The sequence below is a fragment of the Kosakonia arachidis genome, assembly GCF_900116535.1.
In the GTDB taxonomy this organism is placed as follows: Bacteria; Pseudomonadota; Gammaproteobacteria; order Enterobacterales; family Enterobacteriaceae; genus Kosakonia; species Kosakonia arachidis.
Genome location: NZ_FPAU01000004.1, coordinates 197,488 through 217,937, shown reverse-complemented (window position 1 = coordinate 217,937; position 20,450 = coordinate 197,488). Strand labels below are relative to the sequence as shown.

Annotated in this window: 19 protein-coding genes; 8 read left to right on the top strand and 11 right to left on the bottom strand. The window is 54.6% G+C overall.

The features are described 5' to 3' along the window. Window positions 1-2 precede the first annotated feature (2 nt). Window positions 3-428, top strand: a complete 426-nt coding sequence (locus tag BM427_RS15955; protein WP_090123137.1) for a GNAT family N-acetyltransferase — start codon at window positions 3-5, stop codon at window positions 426-428. A 114-nt stretch (window positions 429-542) separates the two neighbouring features. On the opposite strand, the gene apbC is transcribed toward BM427_RS15955, so the two are convergent. Continuing rightward, window positions 543-1,652, bottom strand: coding sequence for an iron-sulfur cluster carrier protein ApbC (gene apbC, locus BM427_RS15950; protein ID WP_090123136.1), 1,110 nt, complete (start codon window positions 1,650-1,652; stop codon window positions 543-545). A gap of 396 nt (window positions 1,653-2,048) precedes the next feature. Here apbC and metG point away from each other — a divergent pair, with 396 nt between their 5' ends. Together metG and BM427_RS15940 are read left to right on the top strand one after the other, a co-directional pair. Then, window positions 2,049-4,082, top strand: coding sequence for a methionine--tRNA ligase (gene metG / locus BM427_RS15945; protein WP_090123838.1), 2,034 nt, complete (start codon window positions 2,049-2,051; stop codon window positions 4,080-4,082). A 69-nt stretch (window positions 4,083-4,151) separates the two neighbouring features. Continuing rightward, window positions 4,152-4,607 (top strand): YehR family lipoprotein, encoded by a 456-nt coding sequence (locus BM427_RS15940; protein ID WP_090123134.1) that lies wholly within the window; start codon window positions 4,152-4,154, stop codon window positions 4,605-4,607. A gap of 129 nt (window positions 4,608-4,736) precedes the next feature. On the opposite strand, the gene BM427_RS15935 is transcribed toward BM427_RS15940, so the two are convergent. The 3 genes from BM427_RS15935 to BM427_RS15925 are packed head-to-tail and all read right to left on the bottom strand — an operon-like array spanning window position 4,737 to window position 7,667. Then, window positions 4,737-5,213 (bottom strand): YehS family protein, encoded by a 477-nt coding sequence (locus tag BM427_RS15935; protein ID WP_090123132.1) that lies wholly within the window; start codon window positions 5,211-5,213, stop codon window positions 4,737-4,739. A 52-nt stretch (window positions 5,214-5,265) separates the two neighbouring features. Beyond that, window positions 5,266-5,985, bottom strand: coding sequence for a two-component system response regulator BtsR (btsR, locus tag BM427_RS15930; protein WP_090123130.1), 720 nt, complete (start codon window positions 5,983-5,985; stop codon window positions 5,266-5,268). Then, complete coding sequence (locus BM427_RS15925) at window positions 5,979-7,667, bottom strand: sensor histidine kinase (RefSeq protein WP_090123836.1); 1,689 nt, start codon at window positions 7,665-7,667, stop codon at window positions 5,979-5,981. Before BM427_RS15925 ends, btsR begins: the two co-directional genes overlap by 7 nt. Window positions 7,668-7,887: 220 nt before the next feature. On the opposite strand from BM427_RS15925, the gene mlrA reads away from it, so the two are divergent. Together mlrA and BM427_RS15915 are read left to right on the top strand one after the other, a co-directional pair. Next, window positions 7,888-8,619 carry an HTH-type transcriptional regulator MlrA gene (mlrA, locus tag BM427_RS15920; protein WP_090123128.1) on the top strand — a complete coding sequence of 244 codons (732 nt, stop codon included), beginning with the start codon at window positions 7,888-7,890 and terminating at the stop codon, window positions 8,617-8,619. Between the two features lie 58 nt (window positions 8,620-8,677). Further along, a complete protein-coding gene (locus tag BM427_RS15915; RefSeq protein WP_090123127.1) occupies window positions 8,678-8,791 on the top strand; it encodes a protein YohO in 114 nt (37 codons plus the stop codon). Here the strand turns inward: BM427_RS15915 and BM427_RS15910 are convergent. The 5 genes from BM427_RS15910 to bglX form a co-directional block, all read right to left on the bottom strand. After that, entirely contained in the window at window positions 8,766-9,503 is a 738-nt protein-coding gene (locus BM427_RS15910) for an ABC transporter permease (protein ID WP_090123125.1), read from the bottom strand. The genes BM427_RS15915 and BM427_RS15910 overlap by 26 nt on opposite strands. Further along, a complete protein-coding gene (locus BM427_RS15905) occupies window positions 9,487-10,434 on the bottom strand; it encodes an ABC transporter ATP-binding protein (RefSeq protein ID WP_090123123.1) in 948 nt (315 codons plus the stop codon). The genes BM427_RS15910 and BM427_RS15905 overlap by 17 nt, the downstream gene beginning before the upstream one ends. Then, on the bottom strand, window positions 10,427-11,581 hold the full coding sequence (locus BM427_RS15900) for an ABC transporter permease (RefSeq protein ID WP_090123121.1): 1,155 nt from the start codon (window positions 11,579-11,581) through the stop codon (window positions 10,427-10,429). The genes BM427_RS15905 and BM427_RS15900 overlap by 8 nt, the downstream gene beginning before the upstream one ends. An 8-nt stretch (window positions 11,582-11,589) precedes the next feature. After that, a complete protein-coding gene (osmF, locus tag BM427_RS15895; protein WP_090123120.1) occupies window positions 11,590-12,507 on the bottom strand; it encodes a glycine betaine ABC transporter substrate-binding protein OsmF in 918 nt (305 codons plus the stop codon). Window positions 12,508-12,656: 149 nt separating this feature from the next. After that, window positions 12,657-14,954 carry a beta-glucosidase BglX gene (gene bglX / locus BM427_RS15890; RefSeq protein WP_090123117.1) on the bottom strand — a complete coding sequence of 766 codons (2,298 nt, stop codon included), beginning with the start codon at window positions 14,952-14,954 and terminating at the stop codon, window positions 12,657-12,659. 188 nt (window positions 14,955-15,142) lie between these two features. Between bglX and dld the strand changes: the two genes are divergently transcribed. Further along, window positions 15,143-16,891, top strand: coding sequence for a D-lactate dehydrogenase (gene dld, locus BM427_RS15885; protein ID WP_090123115.1), 1,749 nt, complete (start codon window positions 15,143-15,145; stop codon window positions 16,889-16,891). A 372-nt stretch (window positions 16,892-17,263) separates the two neighbouring features. Next, entirely contained in the window at window positions 17,264-17,818 is a 555-nt protein-coding gene (locus BM427_RS15880; protein WP_090123113.1) for a GNAT family N-acetyltransferase, read from the top strand. Here BM427_RS15880 and pbpG read toward each other — a convergent pair whose 3' ends face one another. Next, window positions 17,819-18,766, bottom strand: a complete 948-nt coding sequence (gene pbpG, locus BM427_RS15875; RefSeq protein ID WP_090123111.1) for a D-alanyl-D-alanine endopeptidase — start codon at window positions 18,764-18,766, stop codon at window positions 17,819-17,821. 169 nt (window positions 18,767-18,935) lie between these two features. Further along, entirely contained in the window at window positions 18,936-19,523 is a 588-nt protein-coding gene (locus BM427_RS15870; protein ID WP_090123109.1) for a Yip1 family protein, read from the bottom strand. A gap of 169 nt (window positions 19,524-19,692) precedes the next feature. Between BM427_RS15870 and BM427_RS15865 the strand changes: the two genes are divergently transcribed. Beyond that, a complete protein-coding gene (locus BM427_RS15865; protein ID WP_090123108.1) occupies window positions 19,693-20,277 on the top strand; it encodes a DedA family protein in 585 nt (194 codons plus the stop codon). The last annotated feature ends 173 nt before the right edge of the window (window positions 20,278-20,450 follow it).

Below are 20,450 nucleotides of genomic sequence, written 5' to 3'. Positions count from 1 at the left end.
CTGTGATTATTCGCCGCTGGGAGGAGAGTGACAGGCCATTCCTGCGTACGCTGTTTTTACAAGCCCGGAGAGCCAGCTGGAGCTGGCTCGATGGAGATGACTGGCAACTGGAAGACTTTGATGCCGTCACCCTCGATGAAGTGATTTGGGTCGCTGAACAGGAGGGTCACCGCCTCGGTTTCGCTTCAGTGTACGAAAACGACAACTTCCTGCATAACTTGTTTGTTGACCCGGTCTTTCAGGGCAAAGGGGTCGGCAGCGCGCTTCTCAAACATGTACAGACCACGTTTAGCGGTACCGGTGCGCTGAAATGCTTGCTGCACAATAAGGCCGCGCTGGCGTTTTATGAGCGCCACGGCTGGCACGCAGAAGCACAGGGTGTGTCACCGGAAGGGGATTACGTGCTGATGCACTATGTGAAAAAGTAAAATTGGTGAAGCAGTAAACTTGCAGGCCGGAAGCATCATTACCCCATCCGGCCTGCTCTCTCTTCGAATCTGCGACGTAGCCAACTTCGCAGCCGCATCGCAATCACCCTGGTTTTACACCGCGCGAAAGGCGATATCGCCAGGAATAACTTCGCCCTGCCAGTAAAGCTGCGCGGCAACACGATCCGCAAGATTGCGGTAGATAGCCGTAAATTCGCTGTCCGGGCGGCTGACAACTGTCGGCGTGCCTTTATCCAGATCTTCACGCAACGTAATGTGCAGCGGCAACTGACCAAGCAGTTGGGTGTGATACTGCTCCGCCAGCTTCTCTGCGCCGCCAGTGCCAAAAATCGGCTCGTGGTGACCGCAGTTACTGCAAATGTGCATGCTCATGTTCTCAACGATCCCCAGAACCGGCACTTCCACTTTCTCGAACATCACGATGCCTTTTTTGGCGTCGATCAGCGCAATGTCCTGCGGCGTGGTAACCACCACTGCACCAGTGACCGGAATGTTCTGCGCCAGCGTTAACTGGATATCTCCGGTGCCTGGCGGCATATCCAGCACCAGGTAATCAAGATCCGGCCACATCGATTCCTGCAACAGTTGCAACAGCGCTTTGCTGGCCATCGGGCCGCGCCACACCATAGCGTTATCGTCGGTGACCAGATAGCCGATGGAGTTCGTCGCCAGACCATGCGCCATGATCGGCGCCATATGCGTTCCGTCCGGCGAGGTCGGGCGTTCATGTTCTGCGCCCAGCATCAGCGGAATAGACGGACCGTAGATGTCCGCATCCAGAATACCGACTTTCGCCCCTTCCGCCGCCAGCGCCAGTGCCAGGTTTACAGCCGTGGAGGACTTCCCTACACCGCCTTTGCCGGAACTGACCGCAATGATGTTTTTCACGCCGTTGACACCAGGCTGATTCTTCACGCGTTTCAGGGTGGCGATGTTGTGCGACAGCTTCCAGTCGATGGCGCGCGCTTCGGTAATACGCAGCAGCTCCGCACTGCACTGCGCTTTCAACTCTTCAAACGCGGTACGCCAGACGAACGGCATCACCAGTTCGATATGCAGGGTGTCATCCAGCCATGCAACATGGTGCACGGCTTTTAACGCCGTGAGGTTATGCTTCAGGGTTGGGTGCTGAAAATTGGCCAATATTCCCGAAACTATGGCGCGTAAAGCTTCCGGGGATTTGGCCGGGGATTGCGAACTCATCCCGACTCCTTTGTAGTTGTTCTGAAGAAACGACATTGTAGCGGCCAAGTTTACCGCACAGGTAATAATTATCCATTTACGGATTCATGCCATTAACCCATAGCGTAATTATTGCGCATATTGATACATGGGTTTAAACGCGCCTGCTGGCGTCGTTCAATTATTCCCCTATACACAAAATTATTCACACTGCGTCGAGGCAGCAAGACTGCGCAGCCCCAGGCGCTTACATAAGTCAGTGACTGGGGTGCAAAAGCGAAGCCAACAAAGAGGCAGTTTGAAGGATAACGTGTATATCTGCATATATGGTTTAAAACGGCCTCGATCGCGTAGCGCGCTAATTCCCCTTTTGGTACTATCGATACCCCTTTTTCTCAAGAAGATGTAATGCCTACTATGACTCAAGTCGCGAAGAAAATTCTGGTAACGTGCGCACTGCCGTACGCTAACGGCTCTATCCACCTCGGCCATATGCTGGAGCACATCCAGGCTGATGTCTGGGTCCGTTACCAGCGAATGCGCGGCCATGAGGTGAATTTCATTTGCGCGGACGATGCACACGGCACGCCGATCATGCTGAAAGCGCAGCAACTGGGGATCAGCCCGGAGCAGATGATCACCGAAATGAGTCAGGAACATCAGACCGATTTTGCTGGCTTTAACATCAGCTACGACAACTACCACTCCACACACAGCGACGAGAACCGCGAGCTGTCGGAGCTGATCTACACGCGCCTGAAAGAGAATGGTTTTATTAAAAACCGCACTATCTCCCAGCTCTACGATCCGGAAAAAGGCATGTTCCTGCCGGACCGTTTTGTGAAAGGCACCTGCCCGAAATGTAAATCCCCGGATCAGTACGGCGATAACTGCGAGGTGTGCGGCGCGACCTATAGCCCGACCGAGCTGATTGAGCCGAAATCCGTGGTATCCGGTGCGACGCCAATAATGCGTGATTCGGAGCACTTCTTCTTCGATCTGCCCTCCTTCAGCGAAATGTTGCAGGCGTGGACCCGCAGCGGCGCGCTGCAGGAGCAGGTGGCCAACAAAATGCAGGAGTGGTTCGAGTCCGGGCTGCAACAGTGGGATATCTCGCGCGATGCGCCGTACTTCGGCTTCGAAATTCCGGGCGCGCCGGGCAAATATTTCTACGTCTGGCTGGATGCGCCGATCGGCTACATGGGCTCGTTCAAAAACCTGTGTGACAAACGCGGCGATACCGTAAGCTTCGACGAATACTGGAAGAAAGATTCCGACACCGAGCTGTATCACTTTATCGGTAAAGATATCGTCTACTTCCACAGCCTGTTCTGGCCAGCGATGCTGGAAGGCAGCAATTTCCGTAAACCGACCAACCTGTTTGTTCACGGCTATGTGACGGTGAACGGCGCGAAGATGTCCAAATCGCGTGGCACCTTCATTAAAGCCAGCACCTGGCTGAACCATTTTGACGCCGACAGTCTGCGCTACTACTACGCAGCGAAGCTCTCTTCGCGCATTGATGATATCGACCTTAACCTGGAGGACTTTATCCAGCGAGTGAACGCCGACATCGTCAACAAAGTGGTCAACCTGGCCTCCCGTAACGCGGGCTTTATCGCCAAGCGCTTTGACGGCGTGCTGGCGGCAGAGCTGGCGGATCCGGCGCTATACCAGACCTTTATCGACGCGGCGACCAGTATTGGTGAAGCGTGGGAAAGCCGCGAATTCGGCAAAGCGGTACGCGAAATCATGGCACTGGCTGATGTCGCTAACCGCTATGTTGATGAGCAGGCGCCGTGGGTGGTGGCAAAACAGGAAGGCCGCGATGCCGATCTGCAAGCTATCTGCTCAATGGGCCTCAACCTGTTCCGCGTGTTGCTGACTTACCTGAAACCGGTTCTGCCGTCGCTTTCTGAGCGTGCGGAAGCGTTCCTCAACACCACGCTGGCGTGGGATGCCATCAACCAGCCTCTGCTCGGCCATAAAGTGAATACCTTTAAAGCGTTGTATAACCGCATTGAGATGAAACAAGTGGAAGCGCTGGTTGAAGCGTCAAAAGAGGAAGTGAAAGCGGCTGCCGCGCCAGTGGCCGGCGAACTGGCCGACAATCCGATTCAGGAAACCATCAGCTTTGATGATTTCGCCAAAGTCGATCTGCGCGTTGCGCTGATTGAGAACGCAGAATTCGTTGAAGGCTCTGACAAGCTGCTGCGCCTGACGCTGGATTTGGACGGCGAGAAACGCAATGTCTTCTCTGGCATTCGTTCTGCCTACCCGGATCCAGGTGCACTGATTGGCCGTCTGACGGTGATGGTGGCGAACCTTGCACCACGTAAAATGCGCTTCGGCATCTCCGAAGGAATGGTGATGGCTGCCGGTCCTGGCGGCAAAGACATCTTCCTGCTCAGCCCGGACAGCGGTGCGAAAGCAGGCCAACAGGTCAAATAACAATAAAGGCGCTGATATCAGCGCCTTTTTTCTATACTGATACCAGTTTATAGAAACAGGGGAATCACCGTGAATATCCGTCATCTTTTTGCCGCCCTTTTCGCCTTTATCCTGCTCCTCAGCCTGAGCGGCTGCGAGGAGAAAGAGCAGAGCAAAACGTTTAGCTGGTCGGCACCAGGAACTGAGCTAACGCTAACCTATTACTATAAAGACGACAAAGTGCTACGCCAGACGGCGAAAAATAAGATCGATTACAGCGCCATTGGTGCAAGCAACAAAGAAGAGGCGATGAAAGTCCTCGGGCCTATCAGCCAGAAATACCAGAGTGTCAAAGGGATCAAAGAGAGCGTTGATTACCAGCAAACCTATGCGCAGGAGACGCTGGATGTGGATTACAGCGCGGTGAATTTCGCCGATCTGAATACGTTGCAGGGCACAGCCTTTACCGGCACAGCGCAGGATGGCATCAGTATGCAGAAATCGGAAGCGTTGCTGAAAGCGAAGGGTTTTAAAGAGGTTAAGTAATTCGTCATCTTACCCGGTGGCGCTGCGCTTACCGGGCCTGTAAAGATCACAGGCCGGATTCGTCAACGTCGCCATCCGGCAGCGTTTTACTGCACTCAGGCAACATAGCGCCTGATAACGTTTCGCTTATCAGGCCTGTGCTTTCGGCTTTTGCACCTTGCTGGCTAAGCCACGCAGGAAATAACGCAGAAACTGGTCGCCGCACTCACGGAAATTTTTATGTTCCGGCGCGCGCATCATGGCAGTGATTTCCGGCATCGACACGCGGAACTGCTGTGCGGTGAGGATCGCCAGAATATCGTCGGTCTTTAACGAAAAAGCGATACGCAATTTTTTGAGTACAATGTTGTTATTCAGTTTGCGCTCGGCCACCAGTGGCGGCGCGCTGTCATCTTTACCGCGTTTTTCATAAATCAGCCCATTGAGAAAAGCGGATAACACAATATCCGGACATGGCTTATACCCTGCCTCATCCTCTTTACGCAGCCACGGTGCAATCTGCTCGGCAGTGACCTCCGTGTCCGCCAGCGCAAGAATGCGCACCAGCGCGTTATTGTCCACTTGCAGTGTGTAACGCAGGCTGCGCAGGATATCGTTATTAAGCATCTCTTTCCCCAAAATGATAAACCAGCGCGCAGTGTAGGCATCGCACAGGAATTTACAACCCCAGCGCCTCTTTTAAATTCTTCAGATAGCGGCGGCTGACCGGCACCGTCAGCCCGTCGCGTAGCAATAGCTCCGCCTGGCCGTTATCTTCAAGGCGAATCTCTTTCAGGTGTGCCATATTCACCAAATACTGGCGATGACAGCGAACCAGCGGCGTGCGACTCTCCAGCGTACGCAACGTCAGCTCGGTGAAACCCTCTTTCCCCTCCTGGCTGGTGACATAAACGCCGCTCATCCGACTGCTGACAAACGCCACCTCATCCATCTGCAACAGCCAGATACGGCTGTGCCCGGTGCAAGGAATAAATTTCAGCGCCTCCTGGTTCTCCGGCAGCACCGACATATCCTGCACGCCGCGCTCCTGCCGCAGGCGCGTCAACGTCTTCTCAAGACGACGTGCCTCTATAGGTTTTAGCAGGTAATCGAACGCATGTTCCTCAAACGCCTGCACCGCATACTCATCAAAGGCGGTAAGAAACACCACATAAGGTCGATTGCCGGGATCGAGCATGCCGACCATCTCCAGCCCGCTAATGCGCGGCATCTGAATATCAAGAAACAGTACATCGGGGTGCAGCTTGTGCACCGCGCCAATCGCTTCCACGGCGTTACCGCACTCGCCAACAATCTCTATATCGCTCTCTTCCTGAAGCAGAATACGCAGGTTTTCCCGGGCCAGCGGTTCATCATCAACAATCAGCACTTTTAACATGCCTGTTCCTCCAGCGGGAGCCTTAAAGTAATGCGGGTAAACAGATCCGGTTCGCAGGCAATGCTGATACCGCAGTCGTTACCGAAGCGGGCGCGCAACCGTTTATCCACCAGGCTCATCCCCAACCCGCTGGCATCATCTTTCGGTTGATACAGACCCGCATTATCTTCCACCGCCAGTAGCAGATGCTCCCCGTCCTGGCTGGCATTGATCGAAATCTCACCGACGCCGAGCAGCTGCGATGTGCCATGCTTAATGGCATTCTCGACAATCGGTTGCAGCGTAAATGCTGGTAGTTGCAAATGCGACAGCGCCTCCGGCACATGTAACTGCACCTGTAACCGCGACTGGAAGCGCGCTTTTTCAATCTGCAGGTAGGCATTCACATGTTCAATTTCATCTGCCAGTGTGACGATCTCTGACGGGCGCTTTAAGTTTTTGCGAAAGAAGGTCGAGAGGTATTGCACCAGCAGCCCGGCCTGGTCACTGTCGCGGCGGATCACCGCTTTTAACGTATTCAGCGCATTGAACAGGAAATGCGGGTTCACCTGCGCATGCAGTAGTTTAATTTCCGACTGTGTCAGCAGCGCCTTCTGCCGTTCGTACTGCCCGGCGAGGATTTGCGCCGACAGAAGTTGTGCTATCCCTTCGCCCAGCGTGCGGTTAATGGAGCTGAACAGACGATTTTTAGCCTCGTATAACTTGATAGTACCCATTACACGGTGGTTTTCGCCGCGTAGAGGAATGACTAATGTCGAACCTAATTTGCAGTGCGGATGCAACGAGCAGCGATACGGCACTTCATTGCCGTCGGCGTATACCACTTCGCCGGTTTCGATGGCACGCTGCGTCCAGACTGAAGAGATCGGCCGTCCCGGTAAGTGATGATCGTCACCAATGCCGGTAAAAGCCAGCAGCTTGTCGCGATCGGTAATGGCCACTGCACCAATCTCCAGCTCTTGATAAAGTACCTGCGCCACTTTCATGCTGTTCTCTTCGTTAAAACCCTGGCGCAAAATCCCCTCGGTGGAAGCAGCCACTTTCAGCGCGGTGGCGGAAAACGCCGAGGTGTACTTCTCGAACATGGCGCGTTTATCAAGCAGGATACGCATAAACAGTGCGGCGCCAACGGTATTGGTGACCATCATCGGTGCGGCAATGCTCTGCACCAGATGCAGGGCGCTGTCGAAGGGGCGGGCAATCAGCAGAATAATCAGCATCTGCGTCAACTCTGCCACACAGGTGATTGCCCCGGCGGTGAACGGACTAAAAACCAGATCGGTGCGGCCACGCTTAATCAATGCACTATGTACCAGGCCGCCAAGCAGCCCTTCGACAATGGTAGAGATCATACAGCTCAGTGCCGTCATGCCCCCCATCGAGTAGCGGTGCAGGCCACCGGTCAGTCCAACCAGACCGCCCACCAGCGGGCCACCGAGCAAGCCGCCCATTACCGCGCCAATCGCCCGGGTATTCGCAATAGAGTCTTCGATATGCAGCCCGAAATAGGTGCCAAGAATGCAGAAAATAGAGAAGGTGACATAGCACAATAATTTGTGCGGCAGACGGACGGTAACCTGCATCAGTGGGATAAACAGGCGCGTCTTACTCATCAACCAGGCGATAACCAGAAACACGCACATCTGTTGTAGCAGCAACAGCACCAGATTGAATTCGTACATACCGGCAAATACCACATCAACTAAAGCGCGTACCATACATGGAGTCGCCGTGCGTTTCTTTGAAGCGCTGCAAAAAAACAGTAAATCGTGCTCTGAATCACAAAGTCTTACCAGAGAACTCACCTTTCGCCTGCCGTCCAGGCAATTTTTTGTCAATTTCTCTTCAGGCGACTGCCAGAGGCTACAGTTAAAGTGGGAGCCAGTAAGCGAAGGTGAAACTATGGCGCATTACACAATTGGTGAAGTGGCGTTGTTATGCGATATCAATCCCGTCACGCTGCGAGCCTGGCAGCGACGTTACGGATTATTGAAACCCCAACGCACGGATGGCGGCCACCGACTCTTTACTGAATCGGACATCGACCGCATTCGGGAAATCAAAAGCTGGATCAGTAATGGCGTTCAGGTCAGCAAAGTACAAAACCTGCTTTCCAGCGAACCTGATGAGGTTCGCGACGCCTGGCGGGAGCAGCAAGAGACCGCACTGCGCTATCTGCAACAGGGTAATCAGCAGCAACTGCACAACTGGATCAAAGAGCACGAACGCGACTACCCGGCCAGCACGCTGACCAGCAACCTGATTATGCCTTTACGCCATCGCCTGCAGAACCCACAACCCGCCTTGCAAGCTATGCTCAGCCTGCTTGATGGCATATTGATTAGCCATATTTCCGGCTCTCTGGCGCTGGCACGCAGAAAGAGCGGCCAGGACGCACTGGTGATCGGCTGGAATATTCACGACACTCCCCGTTTATGGCTGGAAGGCTGGATTGCCAGCCAGCAAGGCTGGCGGGTGGATGTGCTGGCACATTCACTCAGCCATTTGCGCCCGGAGATGTTTGACGGCCAGACGCTGCTGGTGTGGTGCGGAGAAAGCCCGACAACAGCGCAACTGCAGCAGTTGCTGACATGGCAGGAAAACGGCCACCGTGTTGCGCTTCTCGGTATTTAATGTTTTATCAACAACACGGCTCCCTTTATACTACTTGCCTTAACAAAAGGAACGACATATGAAGGCTGGTAAAATTATCGTCATCGCGGTTTTTCTGCTGATGGCCATCGGCGGCATCGGCGGCGTGATGCTCGCAGGTTATTCGTTTATTGTGCGTGGCGGTGCTGGCTGAGCCAGCGCGTCAACCGCTCAAATGCCAGGTCGACAATAATCGCGGCCAGCGCCACCAGAATCGCCCCCTGAATAACATAAGCCGTATTAAAACCGCTCAACCCGATAATAATCGGTGTACCGAGCGTGCTCGCGCCCACCGTTGAGGCAATCGCCGCCGTACCGATATTGATGATCACCGAGGTACGCACGCCGGCAATGATCACCGGCGCCGCCAGTGGCAGCTCTACTTTCACCAGCCGCTGCCGCGCGCTCATTCCCATGCCCTGCGCCACGATTTGTACGCTCTCTGGGACGGCGGAAATACCGGCCAGCGTGCTCTGTAAAATCGGCAGAATCCCGTACAACACCAGCGCAATCACCGCTGGCTCTTTACCAAACCCCATGACCGGTACGGCAATCGCCAGCACCGCCACCGGCGGAAAAGTTTGCCCGACTGCAGCGATGGTTTCCGCCAGCGGACGAAACTCGCGCCCGGTCGGACGGGTCACCGCAATGCCGACACCTATGCCCAGCACAATGGCAATTGCGCTGGAAATACCGACCAACGCAAAATGCGACGCGGCTAATGACACAAAACTCTCCTGCTGGTAGACCGGGCGCGGCAGTTGCGGAAACAGTGCGCTGAACAACACGGCGCTGTGCGGCAGCCACAGTAACAGTGCCACAAACAGCACGATTAACCATAACAGGGGATCACGCAGAAGCCTCACCGCTAGCCTCCACGCGTAATAAATCACGAAAATGCAGACTGCCGCAGAGCTGGCCGCTGTCATCATGCACCGGCAGGATTTCGCACTGTTGGGCGACAAACGCCGACAACGCTTCGCGCAGCGTCATCTCCGCCCGCAGCGGTTCCCCCTCATAAACCGGTTCACGGCGCAGATAGCCTTTCACCTGGCGCAGCGACAGCAGGCGCACACCCAGTTCGCTACGACCGAAAAATTCACGGACAAAATCGTTGTGCGGCGCGGTCAGCAGCGTCAGCGGTGTCCCTTGCTGTACCACTTTCCCCTTATCCATCAACACCAGGTGATCCGCCAGTTGTAACGCCTCATCGATATCGTGAGTCACCAGTACAATGGTGCGCCCAAGCAGACGGTGAATGCGCACCATCTCTTGCTGCAATGCCGAGCGGGTGACCGGATCCAGCGCACCGAAAGGTTCATCCATCAACAGCACTTCTGGATCGGCCGCCAGCGCGCGAGCAACGCCGACCCGCTGCTGTTGCCCGCCGGAAAGCTGGTGCGGGAAACGATCGCGCAGCGAAACATCCAGTCCCAGCAGCGCCATCAGTTCATCCACCCGCGCGTCGCGCTGGCCGCGTGACCACTTTTGCAGTTGCAGCACGGTGGCGATGTTCTGCGCTACTGTCCAGTGCGGGAACAGCCCAATCGACTGGATGGCATACCCCATACGACGGCGCAGCTCCAGGACCGGAAGTTGGCGAATATCCTCACCGGCAAAATAAATCGCGCCATCATCATGTTCTACCAGCCGGTTGATCATCTTCAGAGTGGTCGATTTTCCGGAACCAGAGGTGCCAATCAGTACCGAAAAAGCCCCCGTTTTGACATGCAGATCGAGATGGCTGACGGCCTGCTGTCCCGCAAAGGTTTTGCTGACATTTTTAAATTCAATCATGTTGTTTTACCTTCAGCAGCGCGAGGCTTAAACCAAACAGTGCATCCACGACGACGGCCAGTGCAATAACCGGGATCACGCCAAGCAGCACCAAATCCAGCGCGCTGCTCAGTAGTCCCTGGAAGACCAGCGAGCCGAAGCCTCCAGCGCCGATCAGCGCTGCGATCACCGCCATGCCGACCGTTTGTACCGCCACGACGCGCAAACTGCGTAGCAGCAGCGGTAGCGCCAGTGGCATACGTACCTGCCAGAAACGCTGGCGTGCGCTCATGCCCATCGCCTCGGCGCTCTCCAGCACTTCCTGCGGCACCTGGTTAAGCCCTGCGACCACGCCGCGCACCAGCGGTAACAAGGCATATAAAATAAGGGCGATCAGCGCGGGCGTCATGCCGGTTCCGGCAATGCCGAAACGGCTCAGTAGCGGGAAGTGCAGCACCAGCCCGGCCAGCGGCGCGATCAGCAGGCCGAACAGCCCGACAGAAGGAATGGTCTGGATAATATTGAGCACCGTGAAAACCGGCCCCTGGCGCGTCGGATGACGGTAGCACCATAAACCGATGGCAAACCCTACCGCCAGCGCGGGAATGAGTGTACCGAAGAGCAGGGTCAGATGCTGTGCCAGCGCATCATTGAACACCTCCTGCCGGTTGCGATATTCATGCAGCAACGAGAGATCATCCAGCTCGCCGCTAAGCAGTAAGAACAGCGGAAGGCACCAGATTTGCGCATTGAGCAACCAGCGCCAGACCGGGTGGCTGGCAAGGCGGCGAATGGCGTCGCTACAGGTCAGCAGCGTCAACGCCAGCCACAACCACAGCCCGCTTCCCGGCGATGTTCGCGCCAGCGCACTGCCAGACTGCGCCAGCTCCGTCGCTGCCCTGCCCGCACTCCACAACAAAAGGCAGAACAGCGCTTCGGCCAGCAGCAACGTACCGATTTGCGCAACGCGCCCAGGCACAAAGCTGAGTATCAACAGCAGACAAGGTGCCAACAGCCAAAACGCCGGAAACAGCTGCCACAACGTGCGGCCTTCACCCGATACCAGCCGGTTTGGCGCATAGTTAATAAACGGTAGCCAGGCTGCCAGCAGCCCGATGACCATCAATAACAGCAGCACTCGATTATGGCAACGTTGCGAATCCTCCATAACAGCGCTTATTTCACCAACCCTTTTTCTTTCAGGTAATCGGCTGCCACTTTTTTCGCATCCAGCCCTTCAACGGCAATGCTGGCGTTCAGTTTTTGCAGCGTTTTTTCATCCAGGCTGGCGAAGACCGGTTTCAGCCACGCATCCAGTTGCGGATACGCTTTTAACACCGCTTCTCGCACCACCGGCGTAGGTGCATAGATCGGTTGCACACCTTTCGGATCGCTCAACGTTTGCAGCCCCAGCGCCGCCACCGGGCCATCCGTGCCGTAGGCCATCGCCGCATTCACGCCGGAGGTTTGCTGCGCGGCAGCTTTAATGGTCACAGCCGTATCGCCGCCAGCCAGCGACAACAGTTGATCCTGTTTCAGTGTAAAGCCGTACGCTTTCTCAAAGGCCGGTAACGCATCAGTGCGTTCGATAAACTCTGCCGATGCCGCCAGTTTGAATTCACCGCCCTCTTTCAAGTAACGGCTCAGATCGGCTAAGGAGGTGAGCTTATTTTTCTGCGCCAGATCCTGACGAACGGCAATCGTCCATGTGTTGTTCGCCGGAGCGGGCGTCAGCCAGACCAACTTATTCTGCTCGGCATCGAGTTTTTTCACTTTCTCGTAACCCTGCTGAGCGTTTTTCCATGCGGGGTCATTTTCATCTTTAAAGAAAAATGCGCCGTTGCCGGTATATTCGGGGTAAATATCCAGCTCGCCAGAGGTAATCGCCCCGCGCACCACCGGCGTGGTGCCAAGCTGCACTTTATTAACTGTTTTTACGCCATGGCTTTCCAGTACCTGCAAGATGATATTGCCTAGCAGCGCACCTTCAGTATCTATTTTAGATCCCACTTTCACCGGTTCCGCTGCCTGCAACGGCAGGCTGGTGGCCGCCATTAGCAGCAGTGAGCACGCAATCTTATGGGTGATTGTCATTCTACTTTCCTCATTTTTTGCCGCCTTTTTCAGCAGGTTGAGAAAAAAGCGTAGCCGAAAAATAGCGGATTTGTCGCATGAAAGCCCTAAACGATAAAGGAATAAGGTATAGCGGAAAAAATCAGGCCGGTTGCCCGGCCTGGAAGAGATTAACGCAGTTCGAACTCGCCCTGATTGACGCGTGCGGAATCAACGCCGATAAAGACGTTGAATTTGCCCGGCTCCGCAACATATTTCATCTGCTGGTTCCAGAACTTCAGCGCATTCACATCGATCGGGAAGCTGACGGTTTTGGTTTCACCCGGTTGCAGGTTCACCTTGTCAAAGCCGCGCAGTTGTTTCACCGGACGGCTCATCGACGCGGTGACATCCTGCAAATACATCTGGATCACCGTTTCACCCGCACGCTTGCCGGTGTTGGTTACCTCCACGCTGGCGGTAAGTTTGTCGCCAGGCTTCATCGACGGTGCGGACATTTTCACGCCAGAGACTTTGAACGTGGTGTAGCTAAGGCCATAACCGAATGGATAGAGCGGCCCGTTCGCTTCATCAAAGTAACGGGAAGTGTATTTGTTCGGCTTGTCGGCATTGTACGGACGGCCTGTATTCAGATGGCTGTAGTAAACCGGGATCTGTCCCACCGAGCGCGGGAAAGACATCGGCAGCTTACCGGACGGGTTGTAATCGCCAAATAAAATATCGGCGATAGCATTCCCCCCTTCTGTCCCGGCGAACCAGGTTTCGAGGATCGCATCAGCCTGCTGATCCTCTTTTACCAGCGCCAACGGGCGACCATTCATCAATACCAGCACCAGCGGTTTGCCGGTCGCTTTCAGCGCGGCAATCAGATCGCGCTGGCTTTGCGGAATGGTGATATCGGTACGGCTGGAAGCTTCATGCGCCATCCCCTGAGCTTCACCCACCACAGCAACCACCACGTCGGATTTCTTCGCCGCCGCCACCGCTTCATCAATCATCTCTTTCGGCGAACGCGGATCGACCACCACCGCCGGTTCATACAGATTAAGGAAGTTAACGATGTCTTTGTCGTTGGTGATGTTGGCCCCTTTGGCGTAGAGCACGTTGCCTTTACCGGCCAGCGCATTGCGGATGCCGGTCAGCACGGTCACGGACTGATCGGCAACACCTGCTGCAGACCAGCTCCCCATCGAATCACGCTTGCTGTCGGCCAGCGGCCCAACTACCGTCACGGTGTCGGTTTTCTTCAGCGGCAGCGTCTCAAGGCGGTTTTTCAGCAGCACCATGCTTTCGCGGGCCACTTCACGCGCTTCTTTGCGGTGCAGACGGCTTTCTGCATTGGTATCTTTCGGGTCGCTCTCTTTCGGGCCGAGGTGACTGTATGGATCGTTAAACAAGCCCATGTCGTACTTCACGTTCAGCACATGACGCGTTGCATCATCCAGCTCCTCCATCGTCACCTTGCCGGATTTCAGCAGCCCCGGCAGATATTTGCTGTAGTACTCGTCGCTCATGCTCATGTTGATGCCGGACTTCAGCGCCAAACGCACTGCATCTTCCGGATCTGCGGCCGTGCCATGTTTGATAAGCTCCTTGATCGCACCGTGATCGGAAATGGTGATGCCTTTGAAGTGCCACTGATCGCGCAGCAGATCTTTTAACAGCCAGGAATCCGACGAAGCGGGCGTACCGTTTAGCGAGTTAAGCGCCACCATCACGCCGCCGCTGCCTGCATCGAGCGCCGCTTTGTACGGCGGCATATAGTCGTTAAACAGACGCTGCGGGCTCATATCGACGGTGTTGTACTCTTTACCGCCTTCTACCGCACCATAAGCAGCAAAGTGTTTAACGCTGGTCATCACTGAGTAGCGATCCGCCGGGCTTTTGCCCTGCATTGCTTCGACCATCGTGCGCCCCATTTCAGAGGTCAGGAAAGTATCTTCACCAAACCCTTCCGACACGCGCCCCCAACGCGGATCGCGGGAAACATCCACCATCGGCGCCCAGGTCATATTCAGGCCGTCATCGGCGGCTTCGTAAGCAGAAATGCGCCCCACAGTGCGCACCGCGGCAAGGTTAAAACTGGAGGCCAGACCAAGGCTAATCGGGAAAACGGTACGCTGGCCGTGAACCACATCGTAGGCGAAAAAGAGAGGAATTTTCAGGCGGCTAAGCTGCATCGCCTGATCCTGCATTTCGCGGATATCCGGGCGGGTGACGGTGTTAAAAATCGCCCCCACCTGGCTCTTTTTGATCATCTCGCGGATAGCTTCCTTCGGGTTATCCGGGCCAACACTGATAAGACGTAACTGGCCAATTTTTTCATCAACCGTCATCTTTTTGAGCAACTCAGTGACAAATGCATCCCTTGCTTCCGGCGTCAGCGGATGGTTGCCAATCAACTCCTCAGCCAGCGCGGGTTGCAGCGCAAGGCTCACCGCGACACCTACAGAACATAGCCATTTCATGTCGTATTTACTCTCTTGTATTTCACCCCTAACCGGGGAACAGACCGCGAAAAAAACGCAGTGTGCCATAATCCTGGCATGTCTTGCAGAGTTGGACTCTGATTTTTCTGCGAATTCGCTCCCCTGTCAGGTTTAGCAGGACTACTATTACAGGCACAAAAATGCTGACTTACCACCAGGAGTGGAATATGTCATTCGCAACTTCAAACGAGAACCATACATTTTTACACGAGCTGAAACGACTGGTCGGCGCGTCTCACCTATTGACCGAACCCGCCAAAACCGCCCGCTACCGGAAAGGCTTTCGCTCTGGCCACGGCGATGCGCTGGCGGTTGTATTTCCTGGAACCTTAGTGGAGCTGTGGCGCGTGCTGCATGCCTGCGTCAGCGCTGACAAAATCATCCTGATGCAGGCGGCGAATACTGGCCTGACAGAAGGCTCAACGCCCAGCGGCAATGATTATGACCGTGATATTGTGATTATCAGCACCCTGCGGCTCGACAAGCTGCATCTGCTGGATAACGGTGAGCAGGTGCTGGCGTATCCAGGCACCACGCTCTACTCACTGGAAAAGGCGCTTAAACCGCTGGGCCGCGAGCCGCACTCGGTGATTGGCTCTTCCTGCATTGGCGCCTCGGTGATTGGCGGGATCTGCAATAACTCCGGTGGTTCCTTAGTGCAGCGCGGCCCGGCCTATACTGAGATGTCGCTGTTCGCCCGTATCGACGAGCAGGGCAAATTGCAGTTGGTTAACCATCTGGGCATTGATTTGGGGGAAACGCCAGAACAGATCCTCAGCGCGCTGGATGACGAAAGTATCAAAGCGGATAAGGTACGCCACGATCAACGTCACGGCCACGATAGTAATTACATCACGCGCGTGCGTGATGTCGAAGCCGATACCCCGGCGCGCTACAACGCCGATCCGGATCGGCTGTTTGAATCCTCTGGCTGTGCGGGCAAACTCGCGGTTTTTGCCGTGCGTCTGGATACTTTCCCGGCAGAAAAACAGCAGCAGGTGTTCTATATCGGCACCAATCAGACCGCCGTATTAACGGAGATCCGCCGTCACATTCTGGCGAACTTCGCCCACCTGCCGGTGGCGGGCGAATATATGCACCGCGATATTTACGATATTGCCGAACGCTATGGTAAAGATACTTTCCTGATGATAGACAAGCTCGGCACCGACAAAATGCCGCTGTTCTTTACCCTGAAGGGACGCACCGAAGCGCTGCTGGATAAAGCGCCGCTGTTCAAACCGCACTTTATTGACCGTTCACTGCAAAAAATCAGCGCCATTTTTCCATCGCACCTGCCGTCTCGTATGAAAACATGGCGCGATAAGTATGAGCATCATCTGCTGCTGAAGATGTCCGGTGACGGCATTGCGGAAGCGCAAAACTGGCTGACGAATTATTTCACCAGCGCCGAAGGCGGCTTTTTCGTCTGTACGCCGGAGGAAGGGAGCAAAGCCTTTTTACACCGCTTTGCCGCCGCCGGTGCAGCGATCCGCTATCAGGCGGTACATGCCGACGAAGTGGAAGATATTCTGGCTCTTGATATCGCTCTCAGGCGCAACGATACCGAGTGGTTTGAGCATCTGCCGCCGGAAATCGACAACCAACTGGTGCACAAACTCTACTATGGTCACTTTATGTGCCACGTTTTCCACCAGGATTACATCGTCAAAAAAGGCGTCGACGCCCATGCGCTGAAAGAGCAAATGCTCGAACTGCTGCGCCAGCGCGGTGCGCAATACCCTGCAGAACATAACGTGGGTCACCTGTATGAAGCCGCAGAAACGCTGAAACAGTTTTATCGGGAAAATGATCCAACAAACAGCATGAATCCCGGCATCGGAAAAACCACTAAGCGTAAATTCTGGCAAGATGAGTTAACGGCAGATAATCACGCCAATGTGGCGATAAAATAGCCATTATATACCCTAAATAATTCGCGTTGCAGGAAGGCGGCGACGCAGCGACAAATTCGTCGGGAACGAATTTGCCCAACCGAAGGTTGGCCTCCGGTGAGAGACAGGATGTCTCTCAGTAATCCCCAGGCGCTTACTCCAGTAAGTGACTGGGGTGAGCGACAAATCTGCCGGGAGCAGATTTGAACGCTGTAAGCAGCGGCCCCGAAGAGGTAAGGCTCAGGGATGAGCCGAATAAAAAAGCCAACGCACATGCAACTTGAAGTATGACGAGTATACAGACTGTATTGTGTGCTCCTTTCGTAATAGAGTAACGAAAAACGCCAGAGAAACATTACTCTGGCTCCCCGCTTTGAAGGAGCACACCTTTCCATGTCCGCTGTCGATATTCTCTCTGGCCCTGCTGTCGAGGTGCGCGACGCCACGCCCGACGATGTGCATGCCATTGCATCACTGTACGCCTGGCACGTGCTACACGGTCGCGCCTCCTTCGAAGAAGTTCCCCCGACAATTGATGAAATGCGCGTCCGCATGAGCAAAATCGCCAGCGATGGCCTGCCGTGGATGGTTGCGCTGTATCACGGCATTATCGTTGGCTACTGCTACGCCGGTTTCTATCGTCCGCGTCAGGCTTATCGCTATACGCTGGAAGAGTCGATTTACGTCGATGCCAACATGACCGGTCGCGGAATAGGTTCAACGCTGATGAGCGCCCTGATTGCACGCTGTGAAGAGGGGCCCTGGCGGCAACTGATTGCGGTGATTGGTGACGGCAATAATAATTCCGGCTCCCTGAGGCTGCATAAAAAACACGGTTTTGAGATTGTCGGACAACTACGTAGCGTCGGCTACAAGAAAGGGGACTGGCGGGATACGCTGATTATGCAGCGTCCACTCAACGACGGTGACTGGACGCTGCCGGAGTAATTAATCGTTCTGTGCGGTTTGCTCGCCCGCGGCACTGTTATTCTGTGTCATCTGCGCCGCTTTCTGGCGCTTATAACTCAGCGCTGCCGCCGGAACCGGCTGTGCTTTCCCGGTTTCAATCCAGGTACGTAAACGGCTAGCATCGGCGAAGTGCGTAAATTTGCCGAATGCATCCATAACCACCAGCGCCACCGGCTTGTTATTAATCACCGTCCGCATCACCAGACAGTGTCCTGCCGCATTGGTAAAGCCGGTTTTGGTCAACTGAATATTCCAGTTATCGCGGTAGACCAGATGGTTGGTATTACGAAACGGCAGCGTATAGGCTGGATTGCTGAAGGTCGCCATCTCTTCGCGCGTGGTGCTCAGTTGCCCAATCAGCGGATACTGTTTGGTGGCAATCAGCAGTTTAGTCAGATCGCGTGCGGTAGAAACGTTGTGAATCGACAGCCCGGTCGGTTCAACATAATGCGTATTGGTCATGCCCAGCGCTTTGGCTTTGGCATTCATCGCGGCGATAAACGCGTTGTAACCACCCGGATAATGGTGCGCAAGGCTGGCGGCCGCGCGATTTTCTGACGACATCAGCGCCAGCAGCAGCATGTTTTTACGGCTAATTTCGCTGTTCAGACGTACACGGGAGTAAATCCCTTTCATTTCAGGCGTCTGGCTGATATCAACATTGAGTTTCTCATCCAGTGGTAAATGGGCATCCAGTACCACCATCGCGGTCATCAACTTGGTGATGGAAGCGATAGGACGCACCAGATCCGGGTGACTGGAGTAGATCACCTGATTGGTTTGCAGATCGACAATCATCGCGCTACCTGAAGCAATTTCAGGTTGTGCGGCAGTGGTCGCAACAGTGGTTTTCGCGACAGCAAACGGCGCCACCGGCGCAGCCAGCAATAAAGCCAGGCTTAATAAAGAGACTCGAAATTTCTGCATGGTGAGACTTCTGAAAATTATTCACGCACGTTATTACGCACACCGCTTTCATTAATCAGGAAAATAATGAGGCTAGCCTGCGCATAATAGCCGCCATGCAGGGTTGTCGCCACAGAAGAATGATTGCTGAAGATTGCATTGCTGGCATTTGCGCCAGCAATGCATTTTATCAAAACAGGCGGTAGCCGTAACCCCAGAGGATAACCGTTAGCGCCAGCAGCACTTCCAGCACCAGCACGCCAATCGCCAGCGTGGAACTGGAGAAGCTCAGCCCCTCTTCTTTATTGATATTCAGGAAGGTCGGAATACCAACATAGAGCAGATAACCGGTATAGAACAGTGCAGTGGTGCCCGCCAACGCGCACAGCCATACCAGCGGATAGAGCGCCACAATACCGCTCAGAAACAGCGGTGTCGCAACATAACCGGCAAACACCATACAGCGCTCAAGCCCTGGGCGCTGCGGGTAGCCCCGTGCCATCCACCAGATGACGCGGCCCATTACAGCCACTCCCACCAGCATCAGCGCATAAAAGAGTACCGCCATGTAGAAGCCAGTAAACAACGACAGCCTGACCACATTCTCCTCACCGAAGTTCCAGCCGATTTGTGTGGTACCAATAAACGCACAAATAACCGGTACCGCCGCCATGACCAGCACGTGGTGAGTGTAGTGATGCGAAACCGTCTCGTCTTCGCTTTTGATCACCTTCATTTCACGATCGGGATGGGAAAACAATCCCCAGACATGGTTCATAACGTCCCCCTTCTGACAGCACGAAAAACGACACTGCAAGTATAATTCACTCTTGTGATTATTTTTTGTACAGCCATAAAAATAGCGCTGTAGAACAACGTATCCTTCCGGCAAGAACCCTCTGTCGGGTGTATGCTTATAAGCGTTTTACCGGGAGGGCTTCTTTTTAATGGATATCAATGAACTGATTAGCCAGTATGGCTATGCCGCGCTGGTTATTGGCAGTATTGCTGAAGGTGAGACCGTCACGCTGCTTGGCGGAGTTGCAGCGCATCAGGGGTTATTACGCTTCTCGCTGGTGGTTGTCTCCGTGGCACTGGGCGGCATGATTGGCGACCAGTTGCTCTATCTGCTTGGCCGCCGTTACGGCATGAAAATACTGCGCCGCTTCTCACATCATCGTGACAAAATTCACCAAGCGCAAACGCTGATCCGCCGCCATCCGTACCTGTTTGTGATTGGTTCACGCTTTATGTATGGCTTTCGCATCGTGGGCCCATTGCTGATTGGCACCAGCCATCTGCGTCCGAAAATTTTTCTGCCGCTGAATATTCTTGGCGCGATCGTCTGGGCGTTACTGTTCACCACGCTGGGCTATGTTGGCGGAGAAGTGATTGGCCCGTGGCTGCATCAGTTCGACCAGCATGTAAAACGCTGGATTTGGCTGCTTATCGCTATCGCGCTGGTGGTTTGTCTGCGCTGGTGGTTCCGGCACCGTCGTAAGAAGCACCAGAACAGCGCAAAGCACGATTAAGAGCCTATCCCAGTAAGCGTATAGTGTTGCCGTCAGTTTGGACACGGACAGCGCGCAACAACCGCAGCGTACATGCGGTACGTGAGGATGACTCGCTTCGCTCGCCCTAAAGGGCCGCCGCAAGCGGCGTTCAAAATGCCAACACATTTTGTGTGAGCACTGCCCGGCACCAA

Excerpts from the sequence above, each read along its gene's own strand:
- BM427_RS15865 (WP_090123108.1), top strand. The coding sequence starts at position 19,693 with ATGGATATCAATGAACTGATTAGCCAGTATGGCTATGCCGCGCTGGTT.
- mlrA (WP_090123128.1), top strand. The coding sequence starts at position 7,888 with ATGGCGCATTACACAATTGGTGAAGTGGCGTTGTTATGCGATATCAAT.
- BM427_RS15915 (WP_090123127.1), top strand. The coding sequence starts at position 8,678 with ATGAAGGCTGGTAAAATTATCGTCATCGCGGTTTTTCTGCTGATGGCC.
- BM427_RS15870 (WP_090123109.1), bottom strand. The coding sequence starts at position 19,523 with ATGAACCATGTCTGGGGATTGTTTTCCCATCCCGATCGTGAAATGAAG.
- BM427_RS15935 (WP_090123132.1), bottom strand. The coding sequence starts at position 5,213 with ATGCTTAATAACGATATCCTGCGCAGCCTGCGTTACACACTGCAAGTG.
- osmF (WP_090123120.1), bottom strand. The coding sequence starts at position 12,507 with ATGACAATCACCCATAAGATTGCGTGCTCACTGCTGCTAATGGCGGCC.
- apbC (WP_090123136.1), bottom strand. The coding sequence starts at position 1,652 with ATGAGTTCGCAATCCCCGGCCAAATCCCCGGAAGCTTTACGCGCCATA.
- btsR (WP_090123130.1), bottom strand. The coding sequence starts at position 5,985 with ATGTTAAAAGTGCTGATTGTTGATGATGAACCGCTGGCCCGGGAAAAC.
- pbpG (WP_090123111.1), bottom strand. The coding sequence starts at position 18,766 with ATGCAGAAATTTCGAGTCTCTTTATTAAGCCTGGCTTTATTGCTGGCT.
- BM427_RS15900 (WP_090123121.1), bottom strand. The coding sequence starts at position 11,581 with ATGGAGGATTCGCAACGTTGCCATAATCGAGTGCTGCTGTTATTGATG.
- BM427_RS15905 (WP_090123123.1), bottom strand. The coding sequence starts at position 10,434 with ATGATTGAATTTAAAAATGTCAGCAAAACCTTTGCGGGACAGCAGGCC.
- BM427_RS15925 (WP_090123836.1), bottom strand. The coding sequence starts at position 7,667 with ATGTACGAATTCAATCTGGTGCTGTTGCTGCTACAACAGATGTGCGTG.
- bglX (WP_090123117.1), bottom strand. The coding sequence starts at position 14,954 with ATGAAATGGCTATGTTCTGTAGGTGTCGCGGTGAGCCTTGCGCTGCAA.
- BM427_RS15880 (WP_090123113.1), top strand. The coding sequence starts at position 17,264 with ATGTCCGCTGTCGATATTCTCTCTGGCCCTGCTGTCGAGGTGCGCGAC.
- metG (WP_090123838.1), top strand. The coding sequence starts at position 2,049 with ATGACTCAAGTCGCGAAGAAAATTCTGGTAACGTGCGCACTGCCGTAC.
- dld (WP_090123115.1), top strand. The coding sequence starts at position 15,143 with ATGTCATTCGCAACTTCAAACGAGAACCATACATTTTTACACGAGCTG.